The organism is Oscillibacter valericigenes (genome assembly GCF_021531435.1).
Classification (GTDB): Bacteria; Bacillota; Clostridia; order Oscillospirales; family Oscillospiraceae; genus Oscillibacter; species Oscillibacter valericigenes_B.
In genome coordinates, this window is record NZ_JAFBIS010000012.1 from 78493 (window position 1) to 94326 (window position 15834).

General features: G+C 61.6%; 13 protein-coding genes and 1 pseudogene. 7 read left to right on the top strand and 7 right to left on the bottom strand.

Going from position 1 to position 15834, the window contains the following annotated elements:
- Positions 1-2 precede the first annotated feature (2 nt).
- From JQM68_RS08455 to JQM68_RS08465, 3 genes are all read right to left on the bottom strand, one after another.
- Complete coding sequence (locus JQM68_RS08455) at positions 3-1061, bottom strand: D-alanine--D-alanine ligase family protein (protein WP_235222571.1); 1059 nt, start codon at positions 1059-1061, stop codon at positions 3-5.
- Between the two features lie 163 nt (positions 1062-1224).
- Positions 1225-2211 (bottom strand): Ig-like domain-containing protein, encoded by a 987-nt coding sequence (locus JQM68_RS08460; RefSeq protein ID WP_235222572.1) that lies wholly within the window; start codon positions 2209-2211, stop codon positions 1225-1227.
- Positions 2212-2307: 96 nt separating this feature from the next.
- Positions 2308-3498 (bottom strand): FtsW/RodA/SpoVE family cell cycle protein, encoded by a 1191-nt coding sequence (locus JQM68_RS08465; protein WP_235222573.1) that lies wholly within the window; start codon positions 3496-3498, stop codon positions 2308-2310.
- 157 nt (positions 3499-3655) lie between these two features.
- On the opposite strand from JQM68_RS08465, the gene tsaE reads away from it, so the two are divergent.
- Genes tsaE through upp form a run of 3 tightly spaced genes read left to right on the top strand, consistent with a single transcriptional unit; the run spans position 3656 to position 5456 of the window.
- Positions 3656-4087 (top strand): tRNA (adenosine(37)-N6)-threonylcarbamoyltransferase complex ATPase subunit type 1 TsaE, encoded by a 432-nt coding sequence (gene tsaE, locus JQM68_RS08470; RefSeq protein ID WP_235222574.1) that lies wholly within the window; start codon positions 3656-3658, stop codon positions 4085-4087.
- Positions 4084-4773, top strand: a complete 690-nt coding sequence (gene tsaB, locus JQM68_RS08475) for a tRNA (adenosine(37)-N6)-threonylcarbamoyltransferase complex dimerization subunit type 1 TsaB (RefSeq protein ID WP_235222575.1) — start codon at positions 4084-4086, stop codon at positions 4771-4773. The genes tsaE and tsaB overlap by 4 nt, the downstream gene beginning before the upstream one ends.
- Positions 4774-4823: 50 nt before the next feature.
- Positions 4824-5456, top strand: a complete 633-nt coding sequence (gene upp / locus JQM68_RS08480; protein ID WP_235222576.1) for a uracil phosphoribosyltransferase — start codon at positions 4824-4826, stop codon at positions 5454-5456.
- Positions 5457-5797: 341 nt separating this feature from the next.
- Here the strand turns inward: upp and trhA are convergent, their stop codons facing one another.
- The 3 genes from trhA to JQM68_RS08495 form a co-directional block, all read right to left on the bottom strand.
- Positions 5798-6490 (bottom strand): PAQR family membrane homeostasis protein TrhA, encoded by a 693-nt coding sequence (gene trhA, locus JQM68_RS08485; protein ID WP_235222577.1) that lies wholly within the window; start codon positions 6488-6490, stop codon positions 5798-5800.
- Between the two features lie 159 nt (positions 6491-6649).
- On the bottom strand, positions 6650-8044 hold the full coding sequence (locus JQM68_RS08490; RefSeq protein ID WP_235222578.1) for an alanine/glycine:cation symporter family protein: 1395 nt from the start codon (positions 8042-8044) through the stop codon (positions 6650-6652).
- 133 nt (positions 8045-8177) lie between these two features.
- Positions 8178-9356 carry an immunoglobulin-like domain-containing protein gene (locus tag JQM68_RS08495; RefSeq protein WP_235222579.1) on the bottom strand — a complete coding sequence of 393 codons (1179 nt, stop codon included), beginning with the start codon at positions 9354-9356 and terminating at the stop codon, positions 8178-8180.
- Positions 9357-9633: 277 nt separating this feature from the next.
- Here JQM68_RS08495 and ssnA point away from each other — a divergent pair, with 277 nt between their 5' ends.
- Both ssnA and ygfK read left to right on the top strand, forming a co-directional pair.
- Entirely contained in the window at positions 9634-10977 is a 1344-nt protein-coding gene (ssnA, locus tag JQM68_RS08500; RefSeq protein WP_235222580.1) for a putative aminohydrolase SsnA, read from the top strand.
- Between the two features lie 56 nt (positions 10978-11033).
- Complete coding sequence (gene ygfK, locus JQM68_RS08505; protein ID WP_235222581.1) at positions 11034-13985, top strand: putative selenate reductase subunit YgfK; 2952 nt, start codon at positions 11034-11036, stop codon at positions 13983-13985.
- A 42-nt stretch (positions 13986-14027) separates the two neighbouring features.
- Here the strand turns inward: ygfK and JQM68_RS08510 are convergent, their stop codons facing one another.
- Positions 14028-14465 (bottom strand): hypothetical protein, encoded by a 438-nt coding sequence (locus tag JQM68_RS08510; RefSeq protein ID WP_235222582.1) that lies wholly within the window; start codon positions 14463-14465, stop codon positions 14028-14030.
- A 168-nt stretch (positions 14466-14633) separates the two neighbouring features.
- On the opposite strand from JQM68_RS08510, the gene JQM68_RS08515 reads away from it, so the two are divergent.
- Positions 14634-15545 carry an AAA family ATPase gene (locus JQM68_RS08515; protein ID WP_235222583.1) on the top strand — a complete coding sequence of 304 codons (912 nt, stop codon included), beginning with the start codon at positions 14634-14636 and terminating at the stop codon, positions 15543-15545.
- Positions 15545-15834, top strand: a pseudogene (locus JQM68_RS08520) (hypothetical protein); the annotation flags it as partial. The gene JQM68_RS08515 and the pseudogene JQM68_RS08520, both read left to right, overlap by 1 nt.

The window sequence follows — 15834 nt, forward strand, 5'->3', positions numbered from 1 at the left end:
GCTCACCCTCTCCTCTTGATGGGATAGGACAGCCGCACGATCTCCTCGCACAGCTCGTTGTAGGTCATGCCAATGGCGGCGGCCTCTTTTGGCACCAGGCTGGCGGCGGTCATGCCCGGCAGGGAGTTGACCTCCAGGCACCAGAACTTGCCATCATCGTCCAGCAGAAAGTCCGTCCGGGAGTAGACTTCCAGCCCCAGAGTGCGGTGGAGCTTCAGCGCCAGGGCGCCCATCTCCTCCTGCTGCTCCGGCGTGATGGGCGCGGGGCAGATCTCCTGGGCACCGCCGGTCTGGTACTTGGCTGTATAGTCAAATTCCTTTACAGCGGGGACGATCTCCACAGCGGGCAGGGCACGGTCGCCCAGCACGCCCACCGTCAGCTCCCGGCCGTGAATTTTCTTCTCCACGATGATGTGGCTGCCGTAGCGCAGCATCTCCCCCAGGGCCTTCTCCAGTTCCTCCTTCGTGTCAGGCAGAACCACGCCGATAGAGGACCCGCCGTTGACCACCTTCACCGCGCAGGGCACTTCCAGTTCCTCCACTAGAGCGGGAATGTCCGCCTCGGTGTAGAACGGAATATCCCGCCAGGGAGCGGTGGGGATGCCCGCGGAATCCATCATCCGCTTCGTCATGGATTTGTCCATGGCAAGGCCGGAGGCCAGATACCCGCCGCCGGTGTACCGGATGCCCAGCAGGTCGAAGGTGGCCTGGACCCGGCCGTCCTCGCCGTCCTGACCGTGGAGGCCCAGGAACACGATGTCCGCCAAGCCGCACAGCTCCAGCACGTTCGGGCCGAACAGCCGCCCGCTCCGGTCCTTCCGGCTCTGCTTCACCGCCTCGATGTCCGGCGCGGTGACTTCGATTTTCGCGTCGGGGCACAGGCCGTCAGGTGCGTCAAACAGCGTCTCCGGGTCTTCGGGCAGGGTCTCCACGCCCAAAAACAAATCGACTAAAATAGCCCGGTGGCCGTTCTCCCGCAGGGCGCGGCACACGGAGCTGCCCGTCACCAGGGAGACAGCCCGTTCCGTGGACAATCCGCCTGCCAAAACAACGATTTTCATAGATGTTCGGTCCCTTCCACACCCGGTAAACGCCGGATGCACATAGTGATTCTATTATAATTTTTCCTAGTTTAGCACAATTCTGCCACGAATACAACCGCTAAAACCACGAATCAAAAAAGAGGAAGGGGCCTTCCCCCCTTCCTCTTTCGTCGTTTTAGTATCAGCCCAGCCAGCGGAACAGGCCCTCGGGCTCCTCGCCGTCCAGCAGGGTCTTGGCGGGGGAGAGCATCCGGGCCGCGTCAGCCCTGGTCACCGCCTGCTCCATGGTCTGGCTGCCGAAGCTGCCGGCAGCCAGGACGCTGACCGCCTCCATGTTGCCCACGGCCTGGGCCGCCCAGGAGGGCACCGCCTCCCGGTCGGCGTACCACACGTCCAGCTCCACGTCACCCAGGTCCAGCACCCGGTCCAGCACCGTGGCCGCCTCATTGAAGGTGATGGGCTCCTCACCCCGGAAGGCCGCGCCCTCCGCCGTGGTCTTGCCCTGGACGATGCCGTCCGTCACGCCCGCGGCGGCGTAGGCCTTGGCCCAGGTGGGGATGCTCGCATCGTCACAGAATCCGGTCATGGTCACCGGCGTGACCTCCCGGCCCGCCGTCTCCATCACCATCGCCAGAAATTCGCTGCGGGAGACCTCCGCGTCGGGCTGGAAATAATACTGGTCGCCGATCTTGGTGCCGGTGAAGATGCCTGCCTCCGCCAGATGCTGGGCGGCGGCAGCGGCGGAACTGCCCTCTGTGTCGGCGTAGGTGACGCCGGACTTGGTCTTTTCAATGGTCACCGTCACCGTGGCGGGCTGGGAGATGTGCCCCGCGCTGTCGGTGGCGGCGTAGGTGAAGCTGTCCCCGCCGGTGACGCCCTCATCCGGCGTGTAGGTGAAATCCGCTCCCTGGATGGTGACAGTGCCCTTCCGGGGCTCCTCCACCAGGGCGAAGGTCATGTCCTCCCCCTCGCTGTCAGAGGCCAGGAACTGGCCCTGGACGGGGATGCCCCGGTAGGTCCGCACCTCCACGTCCTGGGCGGTGGGCGCGCCCTCCTCTGCCACGGCGGGAGCCTGTTTTTTGCCGAACAGGGCCTGGGCGCTGCCGCCCAGAACCAGGGTTGCCGCCAGCGCCAGCGCGGCGGCGCGTTTGAAAGATCGTAGTTTCAAGGTGATGCCCTCCTGTATGATTTGGTACAGGAGTAGTCTTTTCCCAGCGGCGTGAAATATGCAAAAAAGCGGCTGAAAAACAGCCGCTTTTTCGATTCAGTTCCGCAGGAGCCGCACCGTCCGCCGCATAGTGGGCGACCTCTTTTTGATGCTGGACACCACGCCCATCGCGGCGAACAGCGTCACGATGGAGGACCCACCGTAGCTGAAAAACGGCAGGGTGATGCCGATGACCGGCACCACGAACAGGCACATGCCGATGTTGATAATGGTCTGGAAGATCAGCATAGCCGCCATGCCCACGCAGACGTTGCTCTGGAAGGGCGTCTCCGCCCGCCTCGCCACGATCAGCACGCGGACGATAATGGCCGCCAGCAGCACCATCACCAGCAGGCAGCCCACCAATCCCAGCTCCTCGCCGCAGACGGCGAAGATCAGGTCCGTGTGGCGGGCGGGCAGATTGGTCTTATAGCTGCTGTGGGTCTGGGTGCCCTGCAGATACCCCTGTCCCAGCAGGCCGCCGGAACCGATGGCCAGCAGGCTCCTGGACTGCTGCCAGCCCTTGCCCAGGGGGTCGTAGCTGTGGTCGAACACCACGATAAAGCGGTCCAGCATATACTTCATGGAATCCGGCACCAGGTCCAGCAAAAACACTGCCGCCACAGCCGCGCCGCCCCCGCCCAGCAGCAGAGCGAACCACCGCAGGGCAAAGCCCGCCGTAAAGGCCATGGCCAGAAAGATGAAGAAGAACACCAGGGCGTTGCCCATGTCCCCGGAGATTACGAAGTAATACCCCATCAGCAGGAAGGTGTGCCCCGCCGCGAAAAGGGCGGCCCGGAAGGATTTTAAATCCCGTTTCTCCACCCGCAGCCACTCAATCTGCTTGGCCAGCAGCAGCGTGAAAGAGATCTTCACCACCTCCGCCGGGCCGATGCTGAAGGGGATAAAGGGGAATTTCAGCCATGCCGTGTTGCCGGTGTTGTCGGAAACGCCCAGTGGCGTCAGCAGCAGCCCGATGAACAAGATGTCAAACAGCACCAGCCACTTCCACTTTTTCATCAAAATCTCGAAGTCCACCATGGACAGTGCGATGTACACGCACACACCCAGCAGCAGCGCTACGCCCTGGACGCCCACATAGCGGATGACCTTCGACAGTCCCATATAACTTGTGGCACTGGCGATGAGCACCATGCCGAACAGCGTGGCGATACAGCACAGCGCCAGCAGCACCAGGTCGGCCTGGCGGAAAAAGTCCGCCAGAATATCTTTTAAACGACGCAGCATATCAAAAAAACCTTTCTTCAAGGCATAAAATTCTATGGTGCAGTATACCACGGGAAAAAAGTTTTGTAAACGCGGGCAAAACTCTTTTACAGTTTATTTAAAATGTGTTATACTGTTTGCGGCAAAAATCTGGATTGCGGAAAGGCGGCATCATTGCATGGAATATCTCTCCCGCAGCGAGGCGGAGACGGAGGCCCTGGGGGAACGTCTGGCCGCTGTTCTGACCCCCGGCGCGGTGGTGGCCTACCGGGGCGGCCTGGGCATGGGCAAGACCGCCTTCACCCGGGGTCTCGCCAAGGGCCTTGGCTATACGGGCCGGGTCACCAGTCCCACCTTTACCATCGTCAACGAGTACGAGGGCGGACGGCTGCCCCTGTTCCACTTCGATATGTACCGTCTCGCAGACGCTGACGCCCTGTTCGACATCGGCTGGGAGGACTATCTGGACCGCGGCGGCGTCTGCGCCGTGGAGTGGAGCGAGCAGGTGGCGGACGCCATGCCCCCCGAGACCGTCTATGTCACCATCTCCCGCCGCCCGGAGGACGACCGGGCCCGGACCATCACCATAGAAGGAGTCGAACTCCCATGAAGATACTGGCACTGGAGACCTCCGCCAAGGCGGTCTCCGCCGCCGTCAGCGAGGACGGCAAAATTCTCTGCTCCGGCTATCAGGACACGGGCCTGACCCATAGCCGCACCCTGATGCCCATTGTGGAGCACATTCTGAAAAACACCGGCCTGGCGGTGGCTGATATGGACGCCATCGCCGTGGCCGCCGGCCCCGGCTCCTTCACCGGCATCCGCATCGGCGTGGCCGCCGCCAAAGGGTTAGCATTTGCGGCGGACAAGCCCGCTGTGGGCGTATCCACCCTGGCGGCTATGGCCCGGAACGTGGCCTTCTGCGACGGCCTGGTCATCTGCGCCATGGACGCCCGCCGCCAGCAGGTCTACAACGCCCTGTTCGAGGCGAAGGACGGCCGGCTCACCCGTCTGACCCCCGACCGGGCCATTGCTTTGGAAGAACTGGCCGAGGAACTGCGGAGTGACCCCCGGCCTAAGACGGTGGTGGGCGACGGCGCAAAGCTGTGCTTTGCCCATCTGACGGAGGCGGGTATTCCCTGCCGCCTGGCCCCGGCCCATCTGGTGATGCAGAATGCCATGAGCGTTGCGCTGGAGGCGGAGGCCATGGCTGCGGAGGGAAAACTGGTCAGCGCCCAGGCGCTGGAGCCGGTGTACCTCCGTCCCGCCCAGGCCGACCGCCTGCGGCAGAAATAAGGGTTTCAATTTGTTTGATGATAGAAAAACAACACAAAGGAGACACGATTATGAGCGGTAAAGTACATGTCATGGACCATCCCCTGGTAGCCCACAAGCTGACCATCCTGCGGGACAAGAACACCAGCGTCAAGGATTTCCGGGAGCTGGTCTCCGAGATCGGTATGCTCATCACCTATGAGGCCACCCGGGACCTGCCCCTGACCACCAAGGAAGTAGAGACCCCCATCTGCAAGACCACCGCCCCCACCCTGAAGGGCAAGAAGTTCGCCGTGGTGCCCATCCTCCGGGCTGGCCTGGGCCTGGTGGACGGCGTGCTGCGCATGGTGCCTTCCGCCCGTGTGGGTCACATCGGCATGTACCGGGACGAGGAGACTCTGGAGCCCCATGTCTATTTCTGCAAGATGCCCAAGGACATCGCGGAGCGTGACATTATGATCGTGGACCCCATGCTGGCCACCGGCGGCAGCGCCGAGGCCGCTATTTCCGAGATGAAGAAGCGGGGCTGCGTCAACATCAAGCTGATGGTCCTGCTGGCGGCCCCCGAAGGCATCGAGCACATCCAGAAGACCCATCCCGATGTGGACATCTACTGCGGCGCCGTGGACGACCACCTGAACGAGCACGGCTACATTGTCCCCGGCCTGGGCGACGCCGGCGACCGCATTTTCGGTACGAAATAAAGAGGGGACTGCGTCCCCCCTTTAGATTCCCCCCACCAGTGACGCCGGTCACTGGTGAACGCCGCCCCTTGGCGGCTGGGTCGGGGTATTTTCGGCAGGCACATGTCCTGCCAAAATGATTGAAATACCTTCTTTTGCCTCCGGCAAAAGAACTGGGGGGAAAGCGGCGAAGCGCCGCCTGTGGCGGAAGAAGCGAGCCGCTTTCGAGGCAGCGGCACGATTGGCGGCTCTTGCCGGAGCCGCCAATCGTAATGCCGCAACGGTGTTAACTGTAGGTTCCCCCTAGAACCCTTCTTCTGAAAAACGAGGCTTCGGAGTAACCGAAGCCTCGTTTTTTGTACTCAATAAATCTGCGTATAAATTCCCACCCAGTGCAGTGCTGCCGCGGCCAGCACGAACAGGTGCCAGACACAATGGTCATACTTCCGGTTTCGGGCGAAGGGGATCATGCCCAGGGTATACACCACGCCGCCCGCCAGGATGAACCACAGCAGCGTCCGGGCGTTCTGATAAAAGGACGGGAGGAACATCAGCCCGCTCCAGCCGATGAGGAAATACAGCGTGAAGTGCAGGGCCCTCCAGCGTCCCGGCCCGAACACCGCCACCGCGGTCACGCCGAACAGGATGACGCCCCACTGGACGCAGAACAGCGTGATGCCCAGCTTTCCGCCCACATAAAGCAGCAAAATGGGGGCGAAGGTCCCACCGATCAGCAGGTAGATGGAGGTATAGTCGAACCTGCGGCACACCCGCTTGGCGGTGGAGCCGGCGGGCATGGCGTGATACACACTGCTCATCAGCATCATCAAAAACATGCTCACGCCGTAGAAGCAGGAGGCCATCACCTTCATTCCCGTGTCGGACCGCGCCAGCAGCAGCACCGTGGCGGCTATCGCCAGCGCCGCGCCCAGGCCGTGGCTCACCGCGTTGAACACTTCCTCCCCCACTGTCAGCACAGGCGGCTCGTTCCGCTTTCTGGCGATGACGCGCTTCCGCAGCCGCCGCATTTGTTTCGCTGTCAATACCGCTTCCATCGGTCTCGTCTCCTTTTAGAATCCCGCAAATCTTAAAATCTAGTTTTCATTACTATATTACACAGTTGCTTTATCTTTTTCAAGTAGTATTTGAAAATTTTCCGTAAATAACACCGGTAAAAAAGAGGATGCGAAAGCATCCTCTTTTATGACAGGTATTTAGTTCCAAAAATCCGTCTGCCCTTCCAGGCCGATGTCCGCCGCCCGGAACGCCGGGTCTTTCCCTTGTTTTTTCTGTACCAGATAGTCCCGCAGCGCCGCCAGTACCGGCTCCGCCAGCTTCCAGATCACCGGCAGGTTGATGAGGGCCATGCAGCCCATCAGCACGTCCGCCATATCCCACACCAGGGAGAAGTCCATCCGCGCACCCAGGAACACGATATACACCGCCGCCAGCCGGAACACCGCCAGCTCCCAGCGTTTGGCGTCCCGCCGCAGGAGGTACTGGAAGTTGCTCTCACAATAATAGTAGTTGCCTAAAATGGTGGTAAAGGCGAACAGCAGCATGGCTCCGGTGACAAACCAGCGTCCAAACCCGCCGAAGGTGCCCGCCAGCGCCGCCTGGACGTAGGGCACGCCCTTCAGCGCCGCGTCCGGTTCCACGCCGGAGCACAGGCACAAAAACGCCGTGGCGGAGCAGATGAGCAGGGTGTCAATGAACACGCTGAGCATCTGGGCCAGTCCCTGCTTCACCGGATGGGACACGGAGGCAGCCGCCGCCGCGTTGGGGGCGGAGCCCACGCCGGCCTCGTTGGAGAACAGTCCCCGCTTGATGCCGTACATCATGGCGGAGCCGGTAAAGCCTCCGAAAATGGCCTGAAAATCAAAGGCGTTTTCAAAAATCGCCGCCAACACGCCGGACACCAGCTCCAGGTGCAGCACGATCATCACCAGCGCCATCAGCACATAGGCGCCGCCCATAACGGGTACCAGCACGCCGGTGATGGCGGTGAGCCGCTTTCCCCCGCCGAAAATGCACAGCGCCGTCACCACAGCAAGGGCAGCCCCGGCGATCAGGGGCGTACGGCTGTCAAAAAAGCCGTACCCAGCGAAGGAATCCACCAGATTGAAGGACGCCACCAGGTTGAAGCCCACCATGTAGGTCAGAATCAGCAGCACCGCGAACAGCGCCGCCAGCCACCGGCTGCCCACCGCCGCCTCGATATAGTAGGCAGGCCCGCCCCGGCTGCCGCCCCGTCCGTCGTGGACCTTATAAATCTGCGCCAGAGTGCTCTCCACAAAGGCGGAGGCCCCGCCCAGCAGGGCGATGACCCACATCCAGAACACCGCTCCCACGCCGCCAAGACACAGGGCGGCGGACACGCCGGCAATGTTCCCGGTGCCCACCCGGGAGGCGGTGGACACCATCAGCGCCTGGAAAGAGCTGACGCCGCCGTCGCCCTTCTCCCGCACCACCCGGAATGCCTCCCCCAGCAGGCGGAACTGGACGAACCGGGTGCGGATGGAAAAATACAGGCCCGCTCCGATGAGCAGGATGACCAGGATGTAGGTATAGAGCCAATCGTTCAGGATGGCGGTCAGTTGAGCCAGCATAAGGTTTTTCCTTTCTCATACAAATTAAACAGCCCGCCCAGCATAACAGAAAACGCACCTTTTTGTCAAATTTCTTTTTATCTTCTCTCAAAACAGGCAAAATATGCGGGAGCGTCTCCGCTCCCGCATTGTATTATGTCAACTTTTCAGTCTCCGGGTCAAAGGACAGCCGGGAGGAGCCGCCGTCGGCCGTCTCGCAGACCAGCAGCAGTCTGCCGTCCTCCTGCCACTCCAGGCCCCAGATGACTGTCTCCAGTCCGTCCCAGTCCTGGAGGTCGTACATGCTGCCCCGGCCACCGCCGCCGCTGCTGTGGAAATTGACGGCAAACTCCGTGGGATCCTCCGTCAGGAAGGCGTCCCACGCACCGTCGGCGGACCAGACCCGGTAGCGGGCGGTATTGGCAACCAGGCGGTCCGCCGTCAGCTTCTCCACGGCGGACACCAGCTCCGGCCTCGCCGTTCCCATGGGCACCAGCCAGGCCAGTTCTTTTCCGGCGTAGCGCTCCGCGGTCTCCCAGTCGGCGCCGTTGGAGAGATACAGGTCCGTCCCGTCGGTGACGATGTAGGAGAACCGCTGCTCTGTCATCGCACCGCCGTTCCACATTCTCCATAGGAAGTGGCCGTTTTCGTAAACGGCGTCAATGACCATGACGGCGCCCTCGCCGTAATCCTGGACCGTGCGCAGCTGGCAAGGAGCGCCCAGCCCCACCTTATATAAAAATTTCTCCACAGCGGCGTCGTTTTTCACGCCGTCGTTGGTGTACACCACATCGCCCTCTGCCGCCGTGTCGGAGCCGTAGGTCTCCGGCAGGTCCTCCAGCGGTGCAAAACCGTAAGGTGCTGCGGCGGTGTAGGGGCTGTCGCCCAGCTCAAATTCCGCGTACAGCGTCTGGCCGCCTACCGTTTTCACCAGGCGGTAAGTCCCCGCCTCCGGCTCCTCCTCATATAAATCAAAACCGCAGGTCAGGGCCATGGTGCCGCCGGGTTGCAGTTCATATCCAATGGCGGTAAATCCCGCGTTTTCGACCCAGGTCAGGTCTTTCCAATCATCACCTGCCTGCCGCTGGAGGGCGTAATCCTCCCCGAATTCCACCGTTTTCTCCGAATCGTTGCGGATAAAATAGGTATACCGGGTCAGGGACGGGTCGTAGACCTGGTGCTCCAGCTCCATCGTCAGCCCTGTGACGGGCTCTGATGGCGTGTCCTCCCGGACGGTCTCCGCCGGAGGAACGTTTTCTTCCGCAGGCTCTTGCCGTGCGCCGCAGGCCGTCAGCAGCACAAGCATCAACAGCACGGAAAGCAGCTTTTTCATCTCGATCACCTCTTATTTCCTTAGTCGCCGAGGTTTCCCAAAAGGTTCCCGGCAAACTGTACAAAATCAGGCTAAAAAATTTTCAGGCCGCCTGCTTGCATTTTAGCGGATCTTCCGCTACAATACAAGTACAAGCAAAGAATGATAGCTGCAACGGAGTGCTTTGCGCACGGGCTGACACCTATCATTCCTTATTTTTTGATAGGTGTTTCAAACCAAGGCCGGTTTGAAGCGCCTTTTTTGTTTCTCAAATTCAAAACTCAAGGAGGTTTTTTGTATGATCTTACTGGCAAACGGCAAAGTCATCACCCGGGACAGCGAGGGCACCGGCTACCTGAGCGACGGCGGCGTCGTCACCGACGGCGGCAAGATCGTGGAGGTGGGCGCCACCGCCGACCTGAAGGCCAAGTATCCCCAGGCGGAGTTCGTGGACGCTAAGGGCGGCGTCATCATGCCCGGCCTCATCAACGCCCACACCCACATCTATTCCGCCCTGGCCCGGGGCCTTGCCATCGTCGGCAACAACCCCACCAACTTCTATGAGGTGCTGGACGGCACCTGGTGGGCCATTGACCGCAACCTGGACCTGGAAGCCACCCGCGCCAGCGCCCAGGCATTGGTCATCGACAGCATCAAGCAGGGCGTCACCACCATCTTCGACCACCACGCCTCCTTCTGCGAAATTCCCGGCTCCCTGATGAAAATTGCCGAGGTCACCCGTGAGTTCGGCATGCGAGCCAGCCTGTGCTACGAGGTCTCCGACCGGGACGGCGAGGAGAAGTCCATCCAGTCCGTCCAGGAGAACAAGGACTTCATCGACTACTGTGAGAAGAATCCCAGCGACATGCTGAAGGCCATGTTCGGCGGCCACGCCCTGTTCACCATCTCCGACAAGACCTTTGACCGGATGAACGCGGCCAACAACGGTCGGGTGGGCTACCACATCCACGTGTCCGAGGGCATGAACGACGTGTACGACAGCCTCCAGAACTACGGCCGCCGTCCCGTCCAGCGGCTCCAGGACCATAACATTCTCGGCCCCAAGACCATCCTGGGCCACTGCATCCATGTGAATACCGCCGAGATGGACATCATCAAGGCCACGGATACCATGTGCGTCAACAACCCCGAGTCCAACATGGGCAACGCCGTGGGCATCTCCCCCGTCCTGCAGCTCTACAAGAAGGGCATCCTCATCGGCATGGGCACTGACGCTTACACCAACGACATGCTGGAGTCCCTGAAGGTGGCCCTGTGCTCCCAGCGGCACAACGCCTGCCTGCCCAATGTGGCCTGGTGCGAGGTCACGGACATGCTGTTCAAGAACAACGCAAAGATGGCGGAGCGGTGCGGCTTCCCCACCCTGGGCGTGCTGAAGCCCGGCGCGGCGGCGGACGTCATCGTCATGGACTATAAGCCCTACACCCCGTTCTCCGACGCCAACATCGACGGCCACATGATCTTCGGAATGACGGGCCGCCAGTGCCAGACCACCATGATCAACGGCAAGATCGTGATGAAGGACCGCGTCCTCACCGAGATCGACGAGGAGGCCGTCAACGCCCATGTGTTGGAATCCGCCAAGAGACTCTGGGGCCGGCTGAACCACTGCGAGTATTAAAATTATTCAAGCGGGAGCCTGCTCCCCTTCGAAAACAATATGAGGAGGAATACGATATGTCTGAACTGATGACCCCCATTCCCTTCCGGGAACTGATGACCTGGATCACCACCGAATACCAGCGGGACGGCTCCGTGTTCGGCGTCCATAAGCCCTACAAAGCGGGCGTGAAGAAGCTGCCCATCTTCGGCGAGACCATCGAGACGCCCTTCGGCCCCGCCGCCGGTCCCAATACCCAGCTGGCCCAGAACATCATCGCCGGCTACTTCGGCGGTGCCCGGTTCTTCGAGCTGAAAACCGTCCAGAAGATGGACGGCGCTGACCTGGCCGCCTGCATCAACCGCCCCTGCATCCTGGCGGAGGACGAGTGCTACAACTGCGAGTGGTCCACCGAGCTGTACGTCCAGCAGGCTTTTGAGGAGTATGTGAAGGCCTGGTGCGCCCTGAAAATTATGTCCAAGGTTTACGGCCTGGGCGACCCCAACGGCTTCGTGTTCAACATGAGCGTTGGATACGACCTGGCAGGCATTCAGGGCGAGAAGATCGACAACTTCCTGAACGGTATGATCGACGCCAGCAAGACGCCCATCTTCCAGGAGTGCATCAAGGTCCTGAAGGAGTTCTTCCCCGGCGAGAGCGCCTATATCGACACCATCACCCCCCATGTCTCCGGCAGCGTGACGGTGTCCACCCTCCACGGCTGCCCGCCGGACGAGATCGAGCGCATCGCCAGCTATCTCATTGAGAAGAAGCACCTGCACACCTTCGTCAAGTGCAACCCCACCATTCTTGGCTACGAGACTGCCCGCACCATCCTGGACGGTATGGGCTACGACTACATCGCCTTCGACGACCACCACTTCAAGGAGGACCTCCAGTACGAGGATGCCGTTCCCATGTTCCACCGCCTGCAGGCTCTGGCGGATGCCAACGGTCTTGAATTCGGTCTGAAGCTCTCGAACACCTTCCCCGTGGACGTGAAGGCCGGCGAGCTGCCCAGCGAGGAAATGTACATGGCGGGCAAGAGCCTGTTCCCCCTGACTACCACCATGGCCGCCCGGCTGTCCCGCGAATTCGGCGGCAAGCTGCGCATCTCCTATGCCGGCGGCGCCGACGCCTTCAACATCGACAAGCTGTTCGCCTGCGGCATCTGGCCCATCACCATGGCCACCACCGAGCTGAAGCCCGGCGGCTACCAGCGGTTCGTCCAGATCGGCGACAAGCTGGATAAGATGGACTTCAAGCCCTTCACCGGCGTGGATGTGGGCGCAATCGAGGCCCTGGCCCTGGCTGCCCGGTCCGACAAGTACCATGTGAAGGACATCAAGCCCCTGCCCCGCCGGAAGCTGTGGGAGAAGGTCCCCCTGATGGACTGCTTCACCGCGCCCTGCAAGGGCGGCTGCCCCATCCAGCAGGACATCCCCGAGTACATCGAGCTGTGCCGCAAGGGTCAGTATGCCTCCGCCCTGCGGCTCATCACCGAGAAGAACCCCCTGCCCTTCATCACCGGCACCATCTGCGCCCACCGCTGCCAGACCAAGTGCACCCGGAATTACTACGACGAATCCGTCCAGATCCGCGCCACCAAGCTGGTAGCCGCCGAGAAGGGCTACGACGCTTACATGGCAAAGATCAAGCCCCCCGTCCCCGCCAAGACCAATACCAAGGTCGCCGTCATCGGCGGCGGTCCCACCGGTATGTCCGCAGCCTACTTCCTGGGCCGGGCCGGTGTCCCCGTCACCATCTTTGAGCGGGCCGATGTCCTGGGCGGTGTGGTCCGTCAGGTCATCCCCTCCTTCCGCATCTCCGACGACGCCATCGACAACGACGTGGCGCTGATGTTCAAGATGGGCGTGCAGGTACGCCTGAACACCCCCGCTCCCTCCGTCGCCGAGCTGAAGGCCCAGGGCTTCACCCACATCTTCTTCGCCGTGGGCGCCTGGAAGGCCGGTAAGCTGGACATCCCCGGCAACGTGGTGCCCGTTATCGGCTGGCTGAAGGACCTGAAGGCCGGCAAGGAAGTGTCTCTGGGCCATGTGGCAGTCGTCGGCGGTGGCAACACCGCCATGGACGCCGCCCGTGTGGCGCTGCGGGCCGGTGCCAAGTCCTCCACCCTGGTGTACCGCCGCACCAAGAAGTATATGCCCGCCGACGCCGAGGAGCTGGAGCTGGCCATCGCCGACGGCGTGCAGTTCCTGGAGCTGGTGGCTCCCGTGGAGCAGAAGGACGGCGTCCTCAAGTGCGAGAAGATGAAGCTGGGCGAGCCTGACGAGAAGGGCCGCCGCAAACCCGTCGCCACCGGCGAGTTCGTGGAGATCCCCTGCGACACCGTCATTTCCGCCGTGGGCGAGAAGGTGGAGTCCGAGCTGTTCACCGCCAACGGCATCAATGTGGACGAGCGGGGCATCCCCGACTTCAAGACCAACATTGAAGGCGTCTACGTGGGCGGCGACGCCATGCGCGGCCCTGCTACCGTGGTGGAAGGCATTGCCGACGCTCAGGGCTTCGCCAACGCCGTTCTCGGCGAGGCGTACAAGTTCGCCATTCCCGGCCACGCCAAGGCCACCCGGGAGGCCGCCATCGCCAAGAAGGGCATCCTGTGCGAGTCCGCCAAGTGTGAGGGTGACCGGTGCCTGACCTGCAACGTGGTGTGCCAGGTCTGCGCCGACGTGTGCCCCAACCGGGCCAATGTGGTCATCGAGCTGCCTGACGGCCGCCACCAGATCCTGCACGTGGACCGGATGTGCAACGAGTGCGGCAACTGCGCCATCTTCTGCCCCTATGACAGTGCGCCTTACCGCGACAAGTTCACCCTGTTTATGACCAAGGAAGGCTTCGACGAGAGCGTGAAGAACTCCGGATTCCTGCCTCTGGGCGGCAAGAAAGTCCTGGTCCGTCTGAACGGCAAGGTTTTCGAGGCCGATCTGGACGGCAAGAACGACCTGCCCGCCGATGTGGAGGTGTTCATCCTCACCGTCCTCACCAAGTACAACTATCTGTTGGGATAAACTACATCAAGAAAACCGGGGAGCCGACTGGCTCCCCGGTTTTTATTGCATGGCATTCAGCAGCGTTTGTATGTCCTTTTGAATGAGCGGCGACATGGAGTCCTTGTAGCGGGACAGGTCCATAGCCTCCAGCCTCCCCCGGATCACAGGCCACAGCGTCCGCTTATACGGCACCACATCCAGCAGCGCCGCCAAAGCCTGCCGCACCGCCGTGGGCTTTTCGTCCTCCAGGATTGCCAATGTCCGGTCCAGGCAGCGGTCGATGATGCCGTCCCCGTCCCACCGGGCCTGCTTGCAGAAGAGCCGGAAGCCCCGGCACCGGACGGCCCAGGCCCGGTCACTGACCATGTCCGCAAACCGCTCTGTGTAAGGATACAGGTCATCGCTCTCCTCCGAGAGGCGCTCCAGCTCCAGAAAAGCGCCGTAGCCCTGCTTCGTGTCCTTCACCGTCAGTACGGACAGCATCCGCTCCGCATCCATCTCCGTGTCACCTCCTGTGTTTTTTATTTTATCATAGGCTTTTCCGTCTGGCAACAGCGGCAAACTTTAACAGCTTTTTACGCGCCTTGTCCCCGGAGATTTTCTCCGGGCGCTTGACATCTCCTATAAACACAGTATGATAAAAGCAGTATCTAAAGGAGGGATCATATGCTGGACTTTTTGAAAAACGAGGGCGTCAGCCCCAAGATTCTTTCCGAAATCGAGGCTTTCCGGGCCAAGTACCCCACAGAGAGGAAACTGGCAAACCGCATCCCGGTGCCCCGGTACCTCTATTACGGGAAAGACGTGTGGGAGGAAGCCCTCACCGCCCTGCTGTGCGGGGAAAACCTGCTGCTGGTGGGTCCCAAGGCCACGGGCAAGAACGTGCTGGCGGAAAACTTAGCCGCCGTGTTCGCCCGCCCCAGCTGGGACGTGTCCTTTTACATCAACACCGACGCCGCTACCCTGCTGGGCACGGACACCTTCCACGACGGCGAGGTGACGCTGCGGAAGGGGCCCATCTACCAGTGCGCAGAGTTCGGCGGTTTCGGTATTCTGGATGAGATCAACATGGCGAAAAACGAGTCTCTGGCGGTGCTCCACGCCACGCTGGACTTCCGCCGGGCCATCGACATGCCCGGTTATGACCGCATCGCCCTCCACGAAGCCACCCGCTTCATCGCCACCATGAACTACGGCTACGCCGGCACCCGGGAGCTGAACGAGGCCCTGGCCTCCCGGTTCGTCGTCATCGACATGCCCGCCATCACCACCGAGGGGCTGGTGAAGCTGCTGTGCCGGGAGTTCCCGGACCTGAAGCCCGCCTGGGCCGACCAGCTGGCAGGGCTGTTCCAGGACATCCAGCGCAAGTGCGACGGCGGCGAGCTGTCCACAAAGCCTCTTGACCTTCGCGGTTTACTTGCCGCCGTGCGGCTGATGCACGCAGGACTGGAGGGCGGCCGGGCCCTGGAGCTGGGCCTTGTCAACAAGTCCTTTGACGGCTTTGAGCGCCAGCTGGTCAGCGACGTCATCCGCACCCGCCTGCCGGAGCAGATCAGCGCCGGGGATGTGTTCAACTGATGGAAATTCTGGACAGTGAGAAGCGCCGGGCCAGGAACCTCATCTGGAACGCCGCCGGGGATTACAGCTTCGAGCCGGACTTCAAGGCCTACGACGAGGGGGGCCGGGCCGACCTGTACTGGAACAGCATCATCGGCGCCGCTCGGAAGAATTTCGGCGAGGAAGTCCTCTCCCCCCTGCTGAACAGCTTCAAGGGCTGCGTCGATCAGGCGCTTTACGAGGAGCTGACCTGGATCGCCCTGGAAAACGCCGTGTTCCTGCGGGAGTCCGCCAGCCGTCCCGCCCTGCC